General features: G+C 43.0%; 10 protein-coding genes, 19 tRNA genes, 3 rRNA genes and 2 pseudogenes. 33 read left to right on the top strand and 1 reads right to left on the bottom strand.

Annotation, left to right across the window (positions count from 1 at the left end; translation table 11 throughout):
• Nucleotides 1-120: 120 nt before the first annotated feature.
• The 3 genes and pseudogenes from ACORHT_RS08260 (at nt 121) to ACORHT_RS08250 (ending at nt 2,970) form a co-directional block, all read left to right on the top strand.
• Nucleotides 121-1,609 (top strand): annotated as a pseudogene (locus ACORHT_RS08260) (IS1182 family transposase).
• A gap of 167 nt (nt 1,610-1,776) precedes the next feature.
• Nucleotides 1,777-2,145, top strand: a complete 369-nt coding sequence (locus ACORHT_RS08255) for a hypothetical protein (protein ID WP_434349995.1) — start codon at nt 1,777-1,779, stop codon at nt 2,143-2,145.
• A gap of 132 nt (nt 2,146-2,277) precedes the next feature.
• Nucleotides 2,278-2,970, top strand: a complete 693-nt coding sequence (locus tag ACORHT_RS08250; RefSeq protein ID WP_042768625.1) for a phosphoglycerate mutase — start codon at nt 2,278-2,280, stop codon at nt 2,968-2,970.
• A gap of 96 nt (nt 2,971-3,066) precedes the next feature.
• Here the strand turns inward: ACORHT_RS08250 and ACORHT_RS08245 are convergent, their stop codons facing one another.
• Entirely contained in the window at nt 3,067-3,396 is a 330-nt protein-coding gene (locus tag ACORHT_RS08245) for a winged helix-turn-helix transcriptional regulator (RefSeq protein ID WP_434349994.1), read from the bottom strand.
• Nucleotides 3,397-3,541: 145 nt separating this feature from the next.
• Here ACORHT_RS08245 and ACORHT_RS08240 point away from each other — a divergent pair, with 145 nt between their 5' ends.
• The 30 genes and pseudogenes from ACORHT_RS08240 to ACORHT_RS08095 all read left to right on the top strand — a co-directional run bounded on the left by ACORHT_RS08240 (nt 3,542) and on the right by ACORHT_RS08095 (nt 14,015).
• Nucleotides 3,542-3,931, top strand: coding sequence for a nuclear transport factor 2 family protein (locus tag ACORHT_RS08240; RefSeq protein WP_002890784.1), 390 nt, complete (start codon nt 3,542-3,544; stop codon nt 3,929-3,931).
• 39 nt (nt 3,932-3,970) lie between these two features.
• Nucleotides 3,971-4,294: pseudogene (locus tag ACORHT_RS08235) on the top strand (2,3-bisphosphoglycerate-dependent phosphoglycerate mutase); the annotation flags it as partial.
• Between the two features lie 232 nt (nt 4,295-4,526).
• Entirely contained in the window at nt 4,527-4,679 is a 153-nt protein-coding gene (gene rpmG, locus ACORHT_RS08230; RefSeq protein WP_001809375.1) for a 50S ribosomal protein L33, read from the top strand.
• A 9-nt stretch (nt 4,680-4,688) separates the two neighbouring features.
• Entirely contained in the window at nt 4,689-4,865 is a 177-nt protein-coding gene (gene secE, locus ACORHT_RS08225) for a preprotein translocase subunit SecE (RefSeq protein WP_001211016.1), read from the top strand.
• 57 nt (nt 4,866-4,922) lie between these two features.
• Nucleotides 4,923-5,459: a transcription termination/antitermination protein NusG gene (nusG, locus tag ACORHT_RS08220; protein ID WP_075227310.1), complete on the top strand. Its 537-nt coding sequence runs from the start codon at nt 4,923-4,925 to the stop codon at nt 5,457-5,459.
• Nucleotides 5,460-5,661: 202 nt separating this feature from the next.
• A complete protein-coding gene (locus ACORHT_RS08215) occupies nt 5,662-6,120 on the top strand; it encodes a sigma-70 family RNA polymerase sigma factor (protein WP_434349993.1) in 459 nt (152 codons plus the stop codon).
• A gap of 79 nt (nt 6,121-6,199) precedes the next feature.
• Nucleotides 6,200-6,271, top strand: a tRNA-Glu gene (locus ACORHT_RS08210).
• A gap of 244 nt (nt 6,272-6,515) precedes the next feature.
• Nucleotides 6,516-8,062: ribosomal RNA gene (locus ACORHT_RS08205) — 16S ribosomal RNA — on the top strand.
• Between the two features lie 50 nt (nt 8,063-8,112).
• A tRNA-Ala gene (locus ACORHT_RS08200) sits at nt 8,113-8,185 on the top strand.
• Between the two features lie 125 nt (nt 8,186-8,310).
• Nucleotides 8,311-11,211 (top strand): 23S ribosomal RNA (locus tag ACORHT_RS08195).
• 78 nt (nt 11,212-11,289) lie between these two features.
• Nucleotides 11,290-11,405 (top strand): 5S ribosomal RNA (rrf, locus tag ACORHT_RS08190).
• The 16S, 23S and 5S rRNA genes sit together here with 19 tRNA genes alongside, the layout of an rRNA operon.
• Nucleotides 11,406-11,409: 4 nt before the next feature.
• Nucleotides 11,410-11,482 (top strand) — tRNA-Val (locus tag ACORHT_RS08185).
• A 2-nt stretch (nt 11,483-11,484) separates the two neighbouring features.
• Nucleotides 11,485-11,557, top strand: a tRNA-Asp gene (locus tag ACORHT_RS08180).
• A 24-nt stretch (nt 11,558-11,581) separates the two neighbouring features.
• A tRNA-Lys gene (locus ACORHT_RS08175) sits at nt 11,582-11,654 on the top strand.
• A 5-nt stretch (nt 11,655-11,659) separates the two neighbouring features.
• Nucleotides 11,660-11,741 (top strand) — tRNA-Leu (locus ACORHT_RS08170).
• 12 nt (nt 11,742-11,753) lie between these two features.
• Nucleotides 11,754-11,826 (top strand) — tRNA-Thr (locus ACORHT_RS08165).
• A 26-nt stretch (nt 11,827-11,852) separates the two neighbouring features.
• Nucleotides 11,853-11,924, top strand: a tRNA-Gly gene (locus ACORHT_RS08160).
• A gap of 7 nt (nt 11,925-11,931) precedes the next feature.
• Nucleotides 11,932-12,017, top strand: a tRNA-Leu gene (locus ACORHT_RS08155).
• A gap of 11 nt (nt 12,018-12,028) precedes the next feature.
• Nucleotides 12,029-12,102: transfer RNA gene (locus tag ACORHT_RS08150), tRNA-Arg, on the top strand.
• 16 nt (nt 12,103-12,118) lie between these two features.
• Nucleotides 12,119-12,192, top strand: a tRNA-Pro gene (locus ACORHT_RS08145).
• A gap of 5 nt (nt 12,193-12,197) precedes the next feature.
• Nucleotides 12,198-12,271 (top strand) — tRNA-Met (locus ACORHT_RS08140).
• 13 nt (nt 12,272-12,284) lie between these two features.
• Nucleotides 12,285-12,358 (top strand) — tRNA-Ile (locus tag ACORHT_RS08135).
• A gap of 11 nt (nt 12,359-12,369) precedes the next feature.
• Nucleotides 12,370-12,459: transfer RNA gene (locus tag ACORHT_RS08130), tRNA-Ser, on the top strand.
• An 11-nt stretch (nt 12,460-12,470) separates the two neighbouring features.
• Nucleotides 12,471-12,544 (top strand) — tRNA-Met (locus tag ACORHT_RS08125).
• 4 nt (nt 12,545-12,548) lie between these two features.
• Nucleotides 12,549-12,621: transfer RNA gene (locus ACORHT_RS08120), tRNA-Phe, on the top strand.
• A 14-nt stretch (nt 12,622-12,635) separates the two neighbouring features.
• Nucleotides 12,636-12,706, top strand: a tRNA-Gly gene (locus tag ACORHT_RS08115).
• A 36-nt stretch (nt 12,707-12,742) separates the two neighbouring features.
• Nucleotides 12,743-12,816: transfer RNA gene (locus ACORHT_RS08110), tRNA-Ile, on the top strand.
• 6 nt (nt 12,817-12,822) lie between these two features.
• Nucleotides 12,823-12,910 (top strand) — tRNA-Ser (locus ACORHT_RS08105).
• A 141-nt stretch (nt 12,911-13,051) separates the two neighbouring features.
• Nucleotides 13,052-13,756 carry a hypothetical protein gene (locus ACORHT_RS08100; protein WP_434349992.1) on the top strand — a complete coding sequence of 235 codons (705 nt, stop codon included), beginning with the start codon at nt 13,052-13,054 and terminating at the stop codon, nt 13,754-13,756.
• A gap of 145 nt (nt 13,757-13,901) precedes the next feature.
• The gene (locus ACORHT_RS08095) at nt 13,902-14,015 is read left to right on the top strand and encodes a macro domain-containing protein (protein ID WP_434349991.1); all 114 of its coding nucleotides are present in this window, start codon (nt 13,902-13,904) and stop codon (nt 14,013-14,015) included.
• Nucleotides 14,016-14,219 lie beyond the last annotated feature (204 nt).

Below are 14,219 nucleotides of genomic sequence, written 5' to 3'. Positions count from 1 at the left end.
CTATAAATTTGCTAGAAAAGAGTCTGGGACAATAGTGTCTCGATTCTATCAAAAAAGCAACGGTTTTTGCCGTTGCTTTTTTGCATGGTTGCGATAGTCTTGGTAAAATAGAATTGCTTAATAAACCATTTAGAAAGGCTATCCCAAGACCATCTTGTTTTTACTATTGAAAAAGTGGTGAATACCTTGGAGGATAGTCACTTCCATGCCTTCTATCATGCCTTTGCTCGTCCGTCTTATCACCCTAAAATGCTTGTATCTACTCTTCTATTTGCCTATTCATAAGGGATTTTCTCTGGGCGAAAAATTGAAAAAATGATGATTGAAAAATCTGGCTATGCAATACCTAACAGGGCAGTTGCTTGTCAGCTACCGCACTATCAATCGTTTTCGTATCGCTGAAGGGATGGAAGAACTCATTCGTGATCTTTTCATCGACCTCAATCTTCGTTTAAAAATGGAAGAGTTAATGACCTTAGATTGTTTGTTTATTGACGGGACTAAGATTGAAGCTAATGCCAACAAGTATAGTTTCGTGTGGAAGAAAGCGACAGAGAAATTCTCCGCCAAACTTCAAGAACAGATACAAGTCTATTTTCAAGAAGAAATCACACCCCTTATCCATCAGGCCATTAAGCTGGATGAAGAAGAGCCTATCTCCTCAGAGCAGTTGCTTGCATTCGCTCAAATCCTTGAAGAAGAATTAGAAAAACTGAACCAGGACATTGAGGAGACACCCGTTAAGGGAAAGGATGAACGTAAAACCCAACGTCGGAAACTCAAGAAAGTCTTGCGTAAAGTCAAGGATGATTTTTCAGTACGTGCTGAAAAATATGAGAGCTATCAGGAGACATTTGAAGGGCGTAACAGTTTTTCCAAAACCGATGCAGATGCCACTTTTATGCGCATGAAAGAAGACCATATAAAAAATGGCCAACTCAAGGCTGCTTATAATCTTCAAATCGCTACTGAAAACCAATTTGTGCTTCACTGCGATGTCTTCTCAAATCCGACAGATACCAAGACTCTTCTGCCATTCCTTGAAACTTATCCGCATGACGTAAAGACAGTTGTCGCAGATGCTGGATATGGAAGTGAAGAGAATCTCCTTCGTTTAGATGAAAAGGAGGTGAACCATCTGATTAAATATGCCATGTTTGATAAGGAACAGAAGAGAGGCTATAAACAGTCAGCTAGAAACTTAGGGAATTGGCACTATGATGACAAGGAGGATAGCTACACACATCCTGATGGCTGGTGCTATCGTTTTCACCATATCAAACATCAGAAAACACAGATGGACTTTCAACAGGAAATCAAGGTTTACTACGCTGATGAACCTGAAGTAGCCCCTCAAAAGGGACTGTATATGAACGAACGCTATCAGCACTTAAAAACTAAAGAATGCCAGGCGCTTTTATCTCCCGAAGGAAGACAGATTTTCGCTCAACGCAAGATTGATGTGGAACCTGTCTTTGGGCAGATAAAGGCCTGTTTGGGTTACAAGAGATGTAACCTAAGAGGCAAGCGTCAAGTGAGAATTGACATGGGATTGGTGCTCATGGCTAATAACCTCCTAAAATACAATAAGAGAATGAGTCAAAATTAAAAGCTAGAGTTCCGCAATTGGAAATCTCTAGCTTTTTTGTGACTGAGAGCTATTTTGTCTCAGACACTTTTTGTATAGATAAAGTGACTCTTTGTTAACTGGAAGAACTTTGAATTTAACGTGAAATATGGTAGAATATCAATTATTAAAATTTTAAGGAGACAGTTATGAAGACAAAAACACTAGCACAAACTTCTGGAATTATTGGGACTATCGCAGGATCGCTCTTGGCAATTTTGCCTGTCGTTATATTAATGATTGCATCTATTTTTGAGAATGAAGATTTTGCAGGAGTAATTTTGGCAATTATTTTCATTGTTTTTACGTTAGTAAAAATCGCAACTCTCATTCTTGGAATTCTCTCTCTAATCTACTATAAGGATGATAAGCGTATTTCAATGGCACCATCTATTTTGTTAATCGTAGGTTCTGTAGTAGGATTGATTCCATTTTTAGGTTGGATTGGTGGCATCGTCATTGTCATCGGTGGTGCCCTTTTTTTAACAAGCTTGAAACAATTTCAAGTTCAAGAATAGCTGTTTATTGAGAGAAGGGGCGTTCACCTCTTCTCTTTTTAATCGATTTTGACTAGCTTTTTTGTGAAAAATTGTGTAAAATAGAATAGATAAACGAGGGAACCCTCGGAAAATAAAAGGAGTATCCATCAAATGGTAAAATTGGTTTTTGCTCGCCACGGTGAGTCTGAATGGAACAAAGCTAACCTTTTCACTGGTTGGGCTGATGTTGATTTGTCTGAAAAAGGAACACAACAAGCGATTGACGCTGGTAAATTGATCAAAGAAGCAGGTATCGAATTTGACCAAGCTTACACTTCAGTATTGAAACGTGCGATCAAAACAACTAACTTGGCTCTTGAAGCATCTGACCAACTTTGGGTTCCAGTTGAAAAATCATGGCGCTTGAACGAACGTCACTATGGTGGTTTGACTGGTAAAAACAAAGCAGAAGCTGCTGAGCAATTTGGTGATGAGCAAGTTCACATCTGGCGTCGTTCATACGATGTATTGCCTCCAAACATGGATCGTGATGATGAGCACTCAGCACACACTGACCGTCGTTACGCTTCACTTGATGACTCAGTAATTCCAGATGCTGAAAACTTGAAAGTTACTTTGGAACGTGCCCTTCCATTCTGGGAAGATAAAATCGCTCCAGCACTTAAAGATGGTAAAAATGTATTCGTAGGAGCTCACGGTAACTCAATCCGTGCCCTTGTAAAACACATCAAACAATTGTCAGATGACGAAATCATGGACGTGGAAATCCCTAACTTCCCACCATTGGTATTCGAATTCGACGAAAAATTGAACGTAGTTTCTGAATACTACCTTGGAAAATAATTATAAAAGATAAAAGGCGGGATTTATTCCGCCTTTTTTTGAGAAGTGACTCTCGGTTCGTCTCACTTTGTAAGGTGAGATGAACCGAGGAGATAATTAGTTTAGAATTTCGATATACTCCAGTCCCCAACTTTCAATGGCATCTAGGACACCTTGAAATTTTCTACCCATTGCAGTTAGACTGTATTCGACCCGTGGGGGAACTTCAGCATAGACTTTACGCTCCACGATTTTATCATTCTCGAGCTGTCTGAGGTGTCGTGTTAGAATGGTTTGGGTAATGCCAGGAATTAGACGTTGTAGTTCATTAAAACGCTTAGTCCCCGTACTGAGTTGATAGATGATGACTAGAGCCCATTTGCCTGTTAGTACACGCTGCGTCGTGGCAAAAGGACAAATTCCGTATTCACTGACTTTGGTTACCATAATTCCTCCAAATTTTTTAAAATTATTCTCTTATTTGACAATAATAGTATCGTATTTGATACTAGATAACAATAAAGTGCCTACTTGTCTTTTGTTAAGTAAGTGATAAAATTATATCATAAATAAAAGAAACGAGGAGTAACTCATGTCAGTAAATTTAGAAATTTTTAATGCATATAACAATGGTCTTATAACAGGTGATTTTCCAGCTGTTTTTGAGACTATGGCAGATGATATCATCTGGCACCAGCCAGGTCAGCATAGTAATTCCGGTACAGTTGTTGGAAAAGAAGCACTTGGAGCACACTTGGCTCAATTTTCAGAAAAAACAAACGGTACCTTCAAAGTATTGACTAACTGGGTGTCTGAAAATATTGACCTTGTAGCAGCCAATGTGACCTTTGTCGGAACTCGCCCAGACGGCGAGGAACTCAACATGAATGGTATTGATCTTTTTCGCATGGATGATGGAAAGATCAAGGAAGTTTGGCTCTTTTCATCAGATCAAGCAGTAGAAGATGCTTTCTGGGGTTAGACAGTAAATTAATCTAGAATCTGAAATGAAATTTGATTTATGGACCGTGACGATGAGCACTCAGCGCACACTGACCGTCGTTACGCTTCACTTGACGACTCAGTTATCCCAGATGCTGAGAACTTGAAAGTGACTTTGGAACGTGCCCTTCCATTCTGGGAAGATAAAATTGCTCCAGCACTTAAAGATGGTAAAAACGTATTTGTAGGAGCTCACGGTAACTCAATCCGTGCCCTTGTAAAACACATCAAACGCTTGTCAGATGACGAAATCATGGACGTGGAAATCCCTAACTTCCCACCATTGGTATTCGAATTTGACGAAAAATTGAACGTAGTTTCTGAATACTACCTTGGAAAATAAACATCATAAAGCCTAGGATGATTCCTAGGTTTTTGATTTTCGAAACATACAGTCTGAGGTAGAAGAAAACTTGAGCTGAGATTTTGGAAGGCTGAATTCCCAAACTAAGTTTCACCGTTAGTACAAGTAGAAGTTGCTTTGAGAAGTTACCGTTCAAGATTTAAGAATTCAAAAAACAATTAAGCTTGTCAAAGCAGAGGATTCTTGTTATAATAGGTAAGATGGAGGCGTTATGGCACTTAAAAAAGCAAGTCTAGCCTGTGCGGTTTGTGGTTCTAGAAACTATTCGATTAAGATTAGTGGAAATCCAAAACCAACACGCTTAGAAGTAAATAAATTTTGTAAACACTGTGGCAAGTACACCACACACCGAGAAACGAGATAGGAGAAAACGATGCGTTTTATTAAGGACATTTTTAAACTTCTTAAAGAAACAACTTGGCCGACTCGCAAGGAAAGTTGGTTAGATTTTAAATCTATCATGGAATACACTGCTTTCTTTGTAGTGATGATTTATATTTTTGACCAATTGATTGTTAGCGGATTGATTCGTTTTATTAATATTTTTTAAAATAAGCTAAGAAAAAGATCTAGTCGCTGAAATTCTTCAGTTAGGAAAGGAAAAAACATGGATAGTTTTGATAAAGGATGGTTTGTGCTACAAACTTATTCTGGATACGAAAATAAAGTAAAAGAAAACCTATTGCAGCGTGCACAAACATACAATATGCTAGAAAATATTCTGCGTGTTGAGATTCCTACACAAACAGTGCAAGTGGAAAAAAATGGAAAGAAAAAAGAAATCGAAGAAAATCGCTTTCCAGGGTATGTTCTTGTAGAAATGGTTATGACCGACGAAGCATGGTTTGTTGTGCGTAACACACCAAACGTAACAGGATTTGTAGGCTCACACGGAAATAGATCAAAACCAACTCCACTTTTGGAACAAGAAATTCGTGATATTTTAGTTTCTATGGGTCAAACTGTCCAAGAATTTGATATTGATGTCCAAGTTGGTCAAACTGTTCGTATTATTGACGGTGCTTTCGCTGATTACACTGGTAAGATCACAGAAATTGATAACAACAAAGTCAAGATGATTATCTCTATGTTTGGTAATGATACAGTAGCGGAAGTAAATCTTAATCAGATTGCAGAACTTTAATCGGGCATTTCTTGGAAATTTCGTCAATTAAATCTAAAAAGCAAAGACAACTGTGGGGAAAACAGTTGTCTTTTTTCACCCTCACTAGTCAGTATTCACGACTTCCGTAACATCAGAGAGGTAAAAAGAGACAAGATAGAAACTAGGGCCCTTCTTTCCTCCTTTCTCTGCTATACTACAAGCAGAGAAAGGGGGAAAGCAAATGCTTGAGAAATACTACGCAAAGGTAAAAGGTATTGTTCATAAATGCCGAAAAGATTATTATCTCCATCTATGGGAAAAAGAGGATTGGGATCAAGAAGGAATGATCTGTCTTTATGAACTCCTAGAGTCCCATCCAGAACTAGTTGAAGAAGAAAAGAAAATCTACGTCTACTTCAAAACAAAATTCCGCAACCGAATTCTTGATACTGTAAGAAAACAAGAGAGCCAAAAGCGACGTCTAGATCGAATGGCTTATGAAGAAGTAGGAGAGATTAGCCATCGACTACCAGAAGGAGGTCTATGGCTGGATGATTATTATGCTCTTCATGAATTGTTGGATAATTATAGAAGAAAGTTGCCCCAAGATAAGCAAGAAGCCTACGAACGTCTCTGGGCAGATGAACGCTTCAAAGGTCGCAAAGCCATGTTGAAAGAGTTAAAGGAAGTAATTCAGTAGAATTGAAAAAAAGTTAAAAAAGGGTGTTGACAAGTAAGAAAAAGTCGGTATAATAGTAAGAGTTGAAAATAACAACTCCGGTCCGTTGGTCAAGGGGTTAAGACACCGCCTTTTCACGGCGGTAACACGGGTTCGAATCCCGTACGGACTATGGTGTATTGCAGTTGAAACACTGGATGAAAAAAATTAAAAAAAGTTTCAAAAAAGTGTTGACAAGCGAAAGCGGCTGTGATATACTAATATAGTTGTCACTTGAGAGAGATTGAGTGACAAAGACCTTTGAAAACTGAACAAGACGAACCAATGTGCAGGGCACTACAACAATAGGTTGTAGTACTGAACAATGAAAAAAACAATAAATCTGTCAGTGACAGAAATGAGTGAGAACTCAAACTTTTAATGAGAGTTTGATCCTGGCTCAGGACGAACGCTGGCGGCGTGCCTAATACATGCAAGTAGAACGCTGAAGGAGGAGCTTGCTTCTCCGGATGAGTTGCGAACGGGTGAGTAACGCGTAGGTAACCTGCCTGGTAGCGGGGGATAACTATTGGAAACGATAGCTAATACCGCATAACAGTAGATATTGCATGATATCTGCTTGAAAGGTGCAATTGCATCACTACCAGATGGACCTGCGTTGTATTAGCTAGTTGGTGGGGTAACGGCTCACCAAGGCGACGATACATAGCCGACCTGAGAGGGTGATCGGCCACACTGGGACTGAGACACGGCCCAGACTCCTACGGGAGGCAGCAGTAGGGAATCTTCGGCAATGGACGGAAGTCTGACCGAGCAACGCCGCGTGAGTGAAGAAGGTTTTCGGATCGTAAAGCTCTGTTGTAAGAGAAGAACGAGTGTGAGAGTGGAAAGTTCACACTGTGACGGTATCTTACCAGAAAGGGACGGCTAACTACGTGCCAGCAGCCGCGGTAATACGTAGGTCCCGAGCGTTGTCCGGATTTATTGGGCGTAAAGCGAGCGCAGGCGGTTAGATAAGTCTGAAGTTAAAGGCTGTGGCTTAACCATAGTACGCTTTGGAAACTGTTTAACTTGAGTGCAAGAGGGGAGAGTGGAATTCCATGTGTAGCGGTGAAATGCGTAGATATATGGAGGAACACCGGTGGCGAAAGCGGCTCTCTGGCTTGTAACTGACGCTGAGGCTCGAAAGCGTGGGGAGCAAACAGGATTAGATACCCTGGTAGTCCACGCCGTAAACGATGAGTGCTAGGTGTTAGACCCTTTCCGGGGTTTAGTGCCGCAGCTAACGCATTAAGCACTCCGCCTGGGGAGTACGACCGCAAGGTTGAAACTCAAAGGAATTGACGGGGGCCCGCACAAGCGGTGGAGCATGTGGTTTAATTCGAAGCAACGCGAAGAACCTTACCAGGTCTTGACATCCCTCTGATCGCTCTAGAGATAGAGTTTTCCTTCGGGACAGAGGTGACAGGTGGTGCATGGTTGTCGTCAGCTCGTGTCGTGAGATGTTGGGTTAAGTCCCGCAACGAGCGCAACCCCTATTGTTAGTTGCCATCATTTAGTTGGGCACTCTAGCGAGACTGCCGGTAATAAACCGGAGGAAGGTGGGGATGACGTCAAATCATCATGCCCCTTATGACCTGGGCTACACACGTGCTACAATGGCTGGTACAACGAGTCGCAAGTCGGTGACGACAAGCTAATCTCTTAAAGCCAGTCTCAGTTCGGATTGTAGGCTGCAACTCGCCTACATGAAGTCGGAATCGCTAGTAATCGCGGATCAGCACGCCGCGGTGAATACGTTCCCGGGCCTTGTACACACCGCCCGTCACACCACGAGAGTTTGTAACACCCGAAGTCGGTGAGGTAACCTTTTAGGAGCCAGCCGCCTAAGGTGGGATAGATGATTGGGGTGAAGTCGTAACAAGGTAGCCGTATCGGAAGGTGCGGCTGGATCACCTCCTTTCTAAGGATAAGGAATGCACATTGGTCTTGTTTAGTCTTGAGAGGTCTTGTGGGGCCTTAGCTCAGCTGGGAGAGCGCCTGCTTTGCACGCAGGAGGTCAGCGGTTCGATCCCGCTAGGCTCCATTGGTGAGAGATCACCAAGTAATGCACATTGAAAATTGAATATCTATATCAAATAGTAACAAGAAAATAAACCGAAAACGCTGTAGTATTAATAAGAGTTTATGACTGAAAGGTCAGAAAAATAAGGTTAAGTTAATAAGGGCGCACGGTGGATGCCTTGGCACTAGGAGCCGAAGAAGGACGTGACAAACGACGATATGCCTTGGGTAGCTGTAAGTAAGCGATGATCCAGGGATTTCCGAATGGGGGAACCCAACAGGTAATGCCTGTTACCCATATCTGTTAAGGATATGAGGAGGAAGACGCAGTGAACTGAAACATCTAAGTAGCTGCAGGAAGAGAAAGCAAAAGCGATTGCCTTAGTAGCGGCGAGCGAAACGGCAGGAGGGCAAACCGAAGAGTTTACTCTTCGGGGTTGTAGGACTGCAATGTGGACTCAAAGACTATAGAAGAATGGTCTGGGAAGATCAGCCAAAGAGAGTGATAGCCTCGTATTTAAAATAGTCTTTGTACCTAGCAGAATCCTGAGTACGGCGGGACACGCGAAATCCCGTCGGAATCTGGGAGGACCATCTCCCAACCCTAAATACTCCCTAGTGACCGATAGTGAACCAGTACCGTGAGGGAAAGGTGAAAAGCACCCCGGGAGGGGAGTGAAATAGAACCTGAAACCGTGTGCCTACAACAAGTTCGAGCCCGTTAATGGGTGAGAGCGTGCCTTTTGTAGAATGAACCGGCGAGTTACGATATGATGCGAGGTTAAGTTGAAGAGACGGAGCCGCAGGGAAACCGAGTCTGAATAGGGCGCTTTAGTATTATGTCGTAGACCCGAAACCATGTGACCTACCCATGAGCAGGTTGAAGGTGCGGTAAGACGCACTGGAGGACCGAACCAGGGCACGTTGAAAAGTGCTTGGATGACTTGTGGGTAGCGGAGAAATTCCAAACGAACTTGGAGATAGCTGGTTCTCTCCGAAATAGCTTTAGGGCTAGCGTCGACATTAGAGATTCTTGGAGGTAGAGCACTGTTTGGGTGAGGGGTCCATCCCGGATTACCAATCTCAGATAAACTCCGAATGCCAAAGAATTATGGTCGGCAGTCAGACTGCGAGTGCTAAGATCCGTAGTCGAAAGGGAAACAGCCCAGACCACCAGCTAAGGTCCCAAAATAATTGTTAAGTGGAAAAGGATGTGGGGTTGCACAGACAACTAGGATGTTAGCTTAGAAGCAGCTATTCATTCAAAGAGTGCGTAATAGCTCACTAGTCGAGTGACCCTGCGCCGAAAATGTACCGGGGCTAAAACAATTTACCGAAGCTGTGGATACCTTTATAGGTATGGTAGGAGAGCGTTCTATGTGTGAAGAAGGTGTACCGTGAGGAGTGCTGGAACGCATAGAAGTGAGAATGCCGGTATGAGTAGCGAAAGACAGGTGAGAATCCTGTCCACCGTAAGACTAAGGTTTCCAGGGGAAGGCTCGTCCGCCCTGGGTTAGTCGGGACCTAAGGAGAGACCGAAAGGTGTATCCGATGGACAACAGGTTGATATTCCTGTACTAGAGTATGTAGTGATGGAGGGACGCAGTAGGCTAACTAAAGCAGACGATTGGAAGTGTCTGTCTAAGCAGTGAGGTGTGAATTGAGTTAAATGCTTAGTTCTATAACATTGAGCTGTGATGGGGAGCGAAGTTTAGTAGCGAAGTTAGTGACGTCACACTGCCAAGAAAAGCTTCTAGCGTTTAAACATACTCTACCCGTACCGCAAACCGACACAGGTAGTCGAGGCGAGTAGCCTCAGGTGATCGAGAGAACTCTCGTTAAGGAACTCGGCAAAATGACCCCGTAACTTCGGGAGAAGGGGTGCTGACATATGTCAGCCGCAGTGAATAGGCCCAAGCAACTGTTTATCAAAAACACAGCTCTCTGCTAAATCGTAAGATGATGTATAGGGGGTGACGCCTGCCCGGTGCTGGAAGGTTAAGAGGAGTGCTTAGCGTAAGCGAAGGTATGAATTGAAGCCCCAGTAAACGGCGGCCGTAACTATAACGGTCCTAAGGTAGCGAAATTCCTTGTCGGGTAAGTTCCGACCCGCACGAAAGGCGTAATGATTTGGGCACTGTCTCAACGAGAGACTCGGTGAAATTTTAGTACCTGTGAAGATGCAGGTTACCCGCGACAGGACGGAAAGACCCCATGGAGCTTTACTGCAGTTTGATATTGAGTGTCTGTACCACATGTACAGGATAGGTAGGAGTCTAAGAGATCGGGACGCCAGTTTCGAAGGAGACGATGTTGGGATACTACCCTTGTGTTATGGCCACTCTAACCCGGATAGGTGATCCCTATCGGAGACAGTGTCTGACGGGCAGTTTGACTGGGGCGGTCGCCTCCTAAAAGGTAACGGAGGCGCCCAAAGGTTCCCTCAGAATGGTTGGAAATCATTCGCAGAGTGTAAAGGTATAAGGGAGCTTGACTGCGAGAGCTACAACTCGAGCAGGGACGAAAGTCGGGCTTAGTGATCCGGTGGTTCCGTATGGAAGGGCCATCGCTCAACGGATAAAAGCTACCCTGGGGATAACAGGCTTATCTCCCCCAAGAGTTCACATCGACGGGGAGGTTTGGCACCTCGATGTCGGCTCGTCGCATCCTGGGGCTGTAGTCGGTCCCAAGGGTTGGGCTGTTCGCCCATTAAAGCGGCACGCGAGCTGGGTTCAGAACGTCGTGAGACAGTTCGGTCCCTATCCGTCGCGGGCGTAGGAAATTTGAGAGGATCTGCTCCTAGTACGAGAGGACCAGAGTGGACTTACCGCTGGTGTACCAGTTGTCTTGCCAAAGGCATCGCTGGGTAGCTATGTAGGGAAGGGATAAACGCTGAAAGCATCTAAGTGTGAAACCCACCTCAAGATGAGATTTCCCATGATTTTATATCAGTAAGAGCCCTGAGAGAAGATCAGGTAGATAGGTTAGAAGTGGAAGTGTGGCGACACATGTAGCGGACTAATACTAATAGCTCGAGGACTTATCCAAAGTAACTGAGAATACGAAGCGTGATTATTTTAAGTGAAATTTGAAAGATATTCAATTTTGAGTATGTATTACTCAAAGTTAAGTGACGATAGCCTAGGAGATACACCTGTACCCATGCCGAACACAGCAGTTAAGCCCTAGAACGCCGGAAGTAGTTGGGGGTTGCCCCCTGTGAGATAAGGAAGTCGCTTAGCTAAAGGGAGTTTAGCTCAGCTGGGAGAGCATCTGCCTTACAAGCAGAGGGTCAGCGGTTCGATCCCGTTAACTCCCATAGGTCCCGTAGTGTAGCGGTTATCACGTCGCCCTGTCACGGCGAAGATCGCGGGTTCGATTCCCGTCGGGACCGTTTAAGATAACGAAAGTTATTTTAGACTCGTTAGCTCAGTTGGTAGAGCAATTGACTTTTAATCAATGGGTCACTGGTTCGAGCCCAGTACGGGTCATCATTGCGGGTTTGGCGGAATTGGCAGACGCACCAGATTTAGGATCTGGCGCTTAACGGCGTGGGGGTTCAAGTCCCTTAACCCGCATAATAGGAATCAGCCGGCTTAGCTCAGTTGGTAGAGCATCTGATTTGTAATCAGAGGGTCGCGTGTTCAAGTCATGTAGCCGGCATTTTTAAATATAACCAAGAGGTCGATGCGAACGTAGTTCAGTGGTAGAACACCACCTTGCCAAGGTGGGGGTCGCGGGTTCGAATCCCGTCGTTCGCTTAGAGAGGCCGGGGTGGCGGAACTGGCAGACGCACAGGACTTAAAATCCTGCGATTGGTAACGATCGTACCGGTTCGATCCCGGTCCTCGGCATATATTAATGAGCACCCTTAGCTCAACTGGATAGAGTACCTGACTACGAATCAGGCGGTTAGAGGTTCGACTCCTCTAGGGTGCATTTTTTCTATTTAACTCGGGAAGTAGCTCAGCTTGGTAGAGTACTTGGTTTGGGACCAAGGTGTCGCAGGTTCGAATCCTGTCTTCCCGATTGATGGCGGTGTAGCTCAGCTGGCTAGAGCGTCCGGTTCATACCCGGGAGGTCGGGGGTTCGATCCCCTTCGCCGCTATAATGATCTTGTTGGACCTTTAGCTCAGCTGGTTAGAGCTCTCGGCTCATAACCGAGTGGTCGTAGGTTCAAGTCCTACAAGGTCCATAAAATGTTATGGAGGATTACCCAAGTCCGGCTGAAGGGAACGGTCTTGAAAACCGTCAGGCGTGTAAAAGCGTGCGTGGGTTCGAATCCCACATCCTCCTTTTATTCTTAACGCGGGATGGAGCAGCTCGGTAGCTCGTCGGGCTCATAACCCGAAGGTCGTAGGTTCAAATCCTGCTCCCGCAATTTTGGCTCGGTAGCTCAGTTGGTAGAGCAATGGATTGAAGCTCCATGTGTCGGCGGTTCGATTCCGTCTCGCGCCATATCTATTATTAATGCGGGTGTAGTTTAGTGGTAAAACTACAGCCTTCCAAGCTGTTGTCGCGAGTTCGATTCTCGTCACCCGCTTTGAACTTTTAGTTCATCTACCAAGTTTATTAACTTGGGCGCGTAGCTCAGGTGGTTAGAGCGCACGCCTGATAAGCGTGAGGTCGGTGGTTCGAGTCCACTCGTGCCCATTAATAGGAGAATTACTCAAGAGGCTGAAGAGGACGGTTTGCTAAATCGTTAGGTCGGGTAACTGGCGCAAGGGTTCGAATCCCTTATTCTCCGTATTCAAAGAGCTTTTATAGCTCTTTTTTTAATTTCCTTTTTATAATTTTATATTCTTTGAAAATTTAATGTTATACTAGTCTTATATATGATTGTGAAGTATTTTTTGATGTTGATGGGTAATCTAGGAGAATATGATCTATGACTAAAGGTGTAAAGTTTCGTAGTATTTTTTATAGATATGTTTTATTTATAATTGTTTTGTTTTTTCTAGGCTTTAATCAAATTGTTGTTCGAGGATTTCAAACGATAACATTTTTTGATTACGCTTTTAGTTTTGATCAAACACAGTTAGTGTATTTCCTTCTTTTATTGCTTTTACTTGGTATCGGCATAAATTTTCTTTTTCCTTGGAAATTTTATATTACTCAGGATGGGATATACATTAGAAGGTTAGATTTATTTGTTCCTTGGAGTGATATCAGTGGAGTTTCACACGTTTGGATTAACAAAAGGAGTAATTTTAGTAGAGGGCTTATTTTTTATAATCATAAATGTTTAGTTTTATATCGTCACGACTACAAGCCGATTTGTATCTATAATACTTCTTTATTAGCCTTGTTTCTTGTCAAACTCTGTAATCCTAAGATTAAAACGAACATCTTATCAGCTAGTTTTGCTACGGGATTTAATATTCTATTGAATACATCAATTGTCTGTTATCTTTACTTTCTTGATTTAAAAACTCTTAGTTTTAGTTATTTTTTACTTTTTTGCTTACTCTACTTTATAAAAATTTTTATCATTCCTTTATGCTTAGTTTCTAGTCAAAATTCTAAGTATGGTCCTTATCTGGTCCATAGTAGTTTCTTTAAGAGGAATGCTTCAGATGTGATTCATGTTTAATTTTATAAAAATGATGGCTTTCTACTTTTTGTAGGAAGTTTTTATTTTTTTCTATAACAAAATAGCTTATAGATGAAGAATTTCCTTTGATAATGCAATTCACAAAACTACTGGACTTGAACTACGTTTAGTCTGTTATGTGCTCATGCAGGAGCAAGGAAATCATGAAGCTACAGGTCATGCAAAGATAACCAAGGCCTACAAGCTCCCTTACCTCTATGTCGTTCACACGGTGGGTCTCTTATCTATGAAGAGTTGATAGATTTGAAAAGGTAGCAGTTAGCATCGTCCTATGAAGTGTGTTTGACCTTAGCTTATGAACAAGCTCTGTGAAATTGGAATTTTGTTGTATCTCAACAGGAGAATTTCGATTTCCAAATGAAGAGTCAGTCAAGATTGCGATGGAGACGGTTACACAGTTTCAGATAAAACACACTGATATAACAGTTGTATTCAATGTTTT

The sequence above is a fragment of the Streptococcus sp. KHUD_014 genome (assembly GCF_051106275.1).
Classification (GTDB): Bacteria; Bacillota; Bacilli; order Lactobacillales; family Streptococcaceae; genus Streptococcus.
This window is presented reverse-complemented; position numbering and strand designations above follow the sequence as displayed.

Excerpts from the sequence above, each read along its gene's own strand:
- ACORHT_RS08245 (WP_434349994.1), bottom strand. The coding sequence starts at position 3,396 with ATGGTAACCAAAGTCAGTGAATACGGAATTTGTCCTTTTGCCACGACG.
- ACORHT_RS08250 (WP_042768625.1), top strand. The coding sequence starts at position 2,278 with ATGGTAAAATTGGTTTTTGCTCGCCACGGTGAGTCTGAATGGAACAAA.
- rpmG (WP_001809375.1), top strand. The coding sequence starts at position 4,527 with ATGGCACTTAAAAAAGCAAGTCTAGCCTGTGCGGTTTGTGGTTCTAGA.
- ACORHT_RS08240 (WP_002890784.1), top strand. The coding sequence starts at position 3,542 with ATGTCAGTAAATTTAGAAATTTTTAATGCATATAACAATGGTCTTATA.
- ACORHT_RS08100 (WP_434349992.1), top strand. The coding sequence starts at position 13,052 with ATGACTAAAGGTGTAAAGTTTCGTAGTATTTTTTATAGATATGTTTTA.
- ACORHT_RS08215 (WP_434349993.1), top strand. The coding sequence starts at position 5,662 with ATGCTTGAGAAATACTACGCAAAGGTAAAAGGTATTGTTCATAAATGC.
- nusG (WP_075227310.1), top strand. The coding sequence starts at position 4,923 with ATGGATAGTTTTGATAAAGGATGGTTTGTGCTACAAACTTATTCTGGA.
- ACORHT_RS08255 (WP_434349995.1), top strand. The coding sequence starts at position 1,777 with ATGAAGACAAAAACACTAGCACAAACTTCTGGAATTATTGGGACTATC.
- ACORHT_RS08095 (WP_434349991.1), top strand. The coding sequence starts at position 13,902 with ATGCAGGAGCAAGGAAATCATGAAGCTACAGGTCATGCAAAGATAACC.
- secE (WP_001211016.1), top strand. The coding sequence starts at position 4,689 with ATGCGTTTTATTAAGGACATTTTTAAACTTCTTAAAGAAACAACTTGG.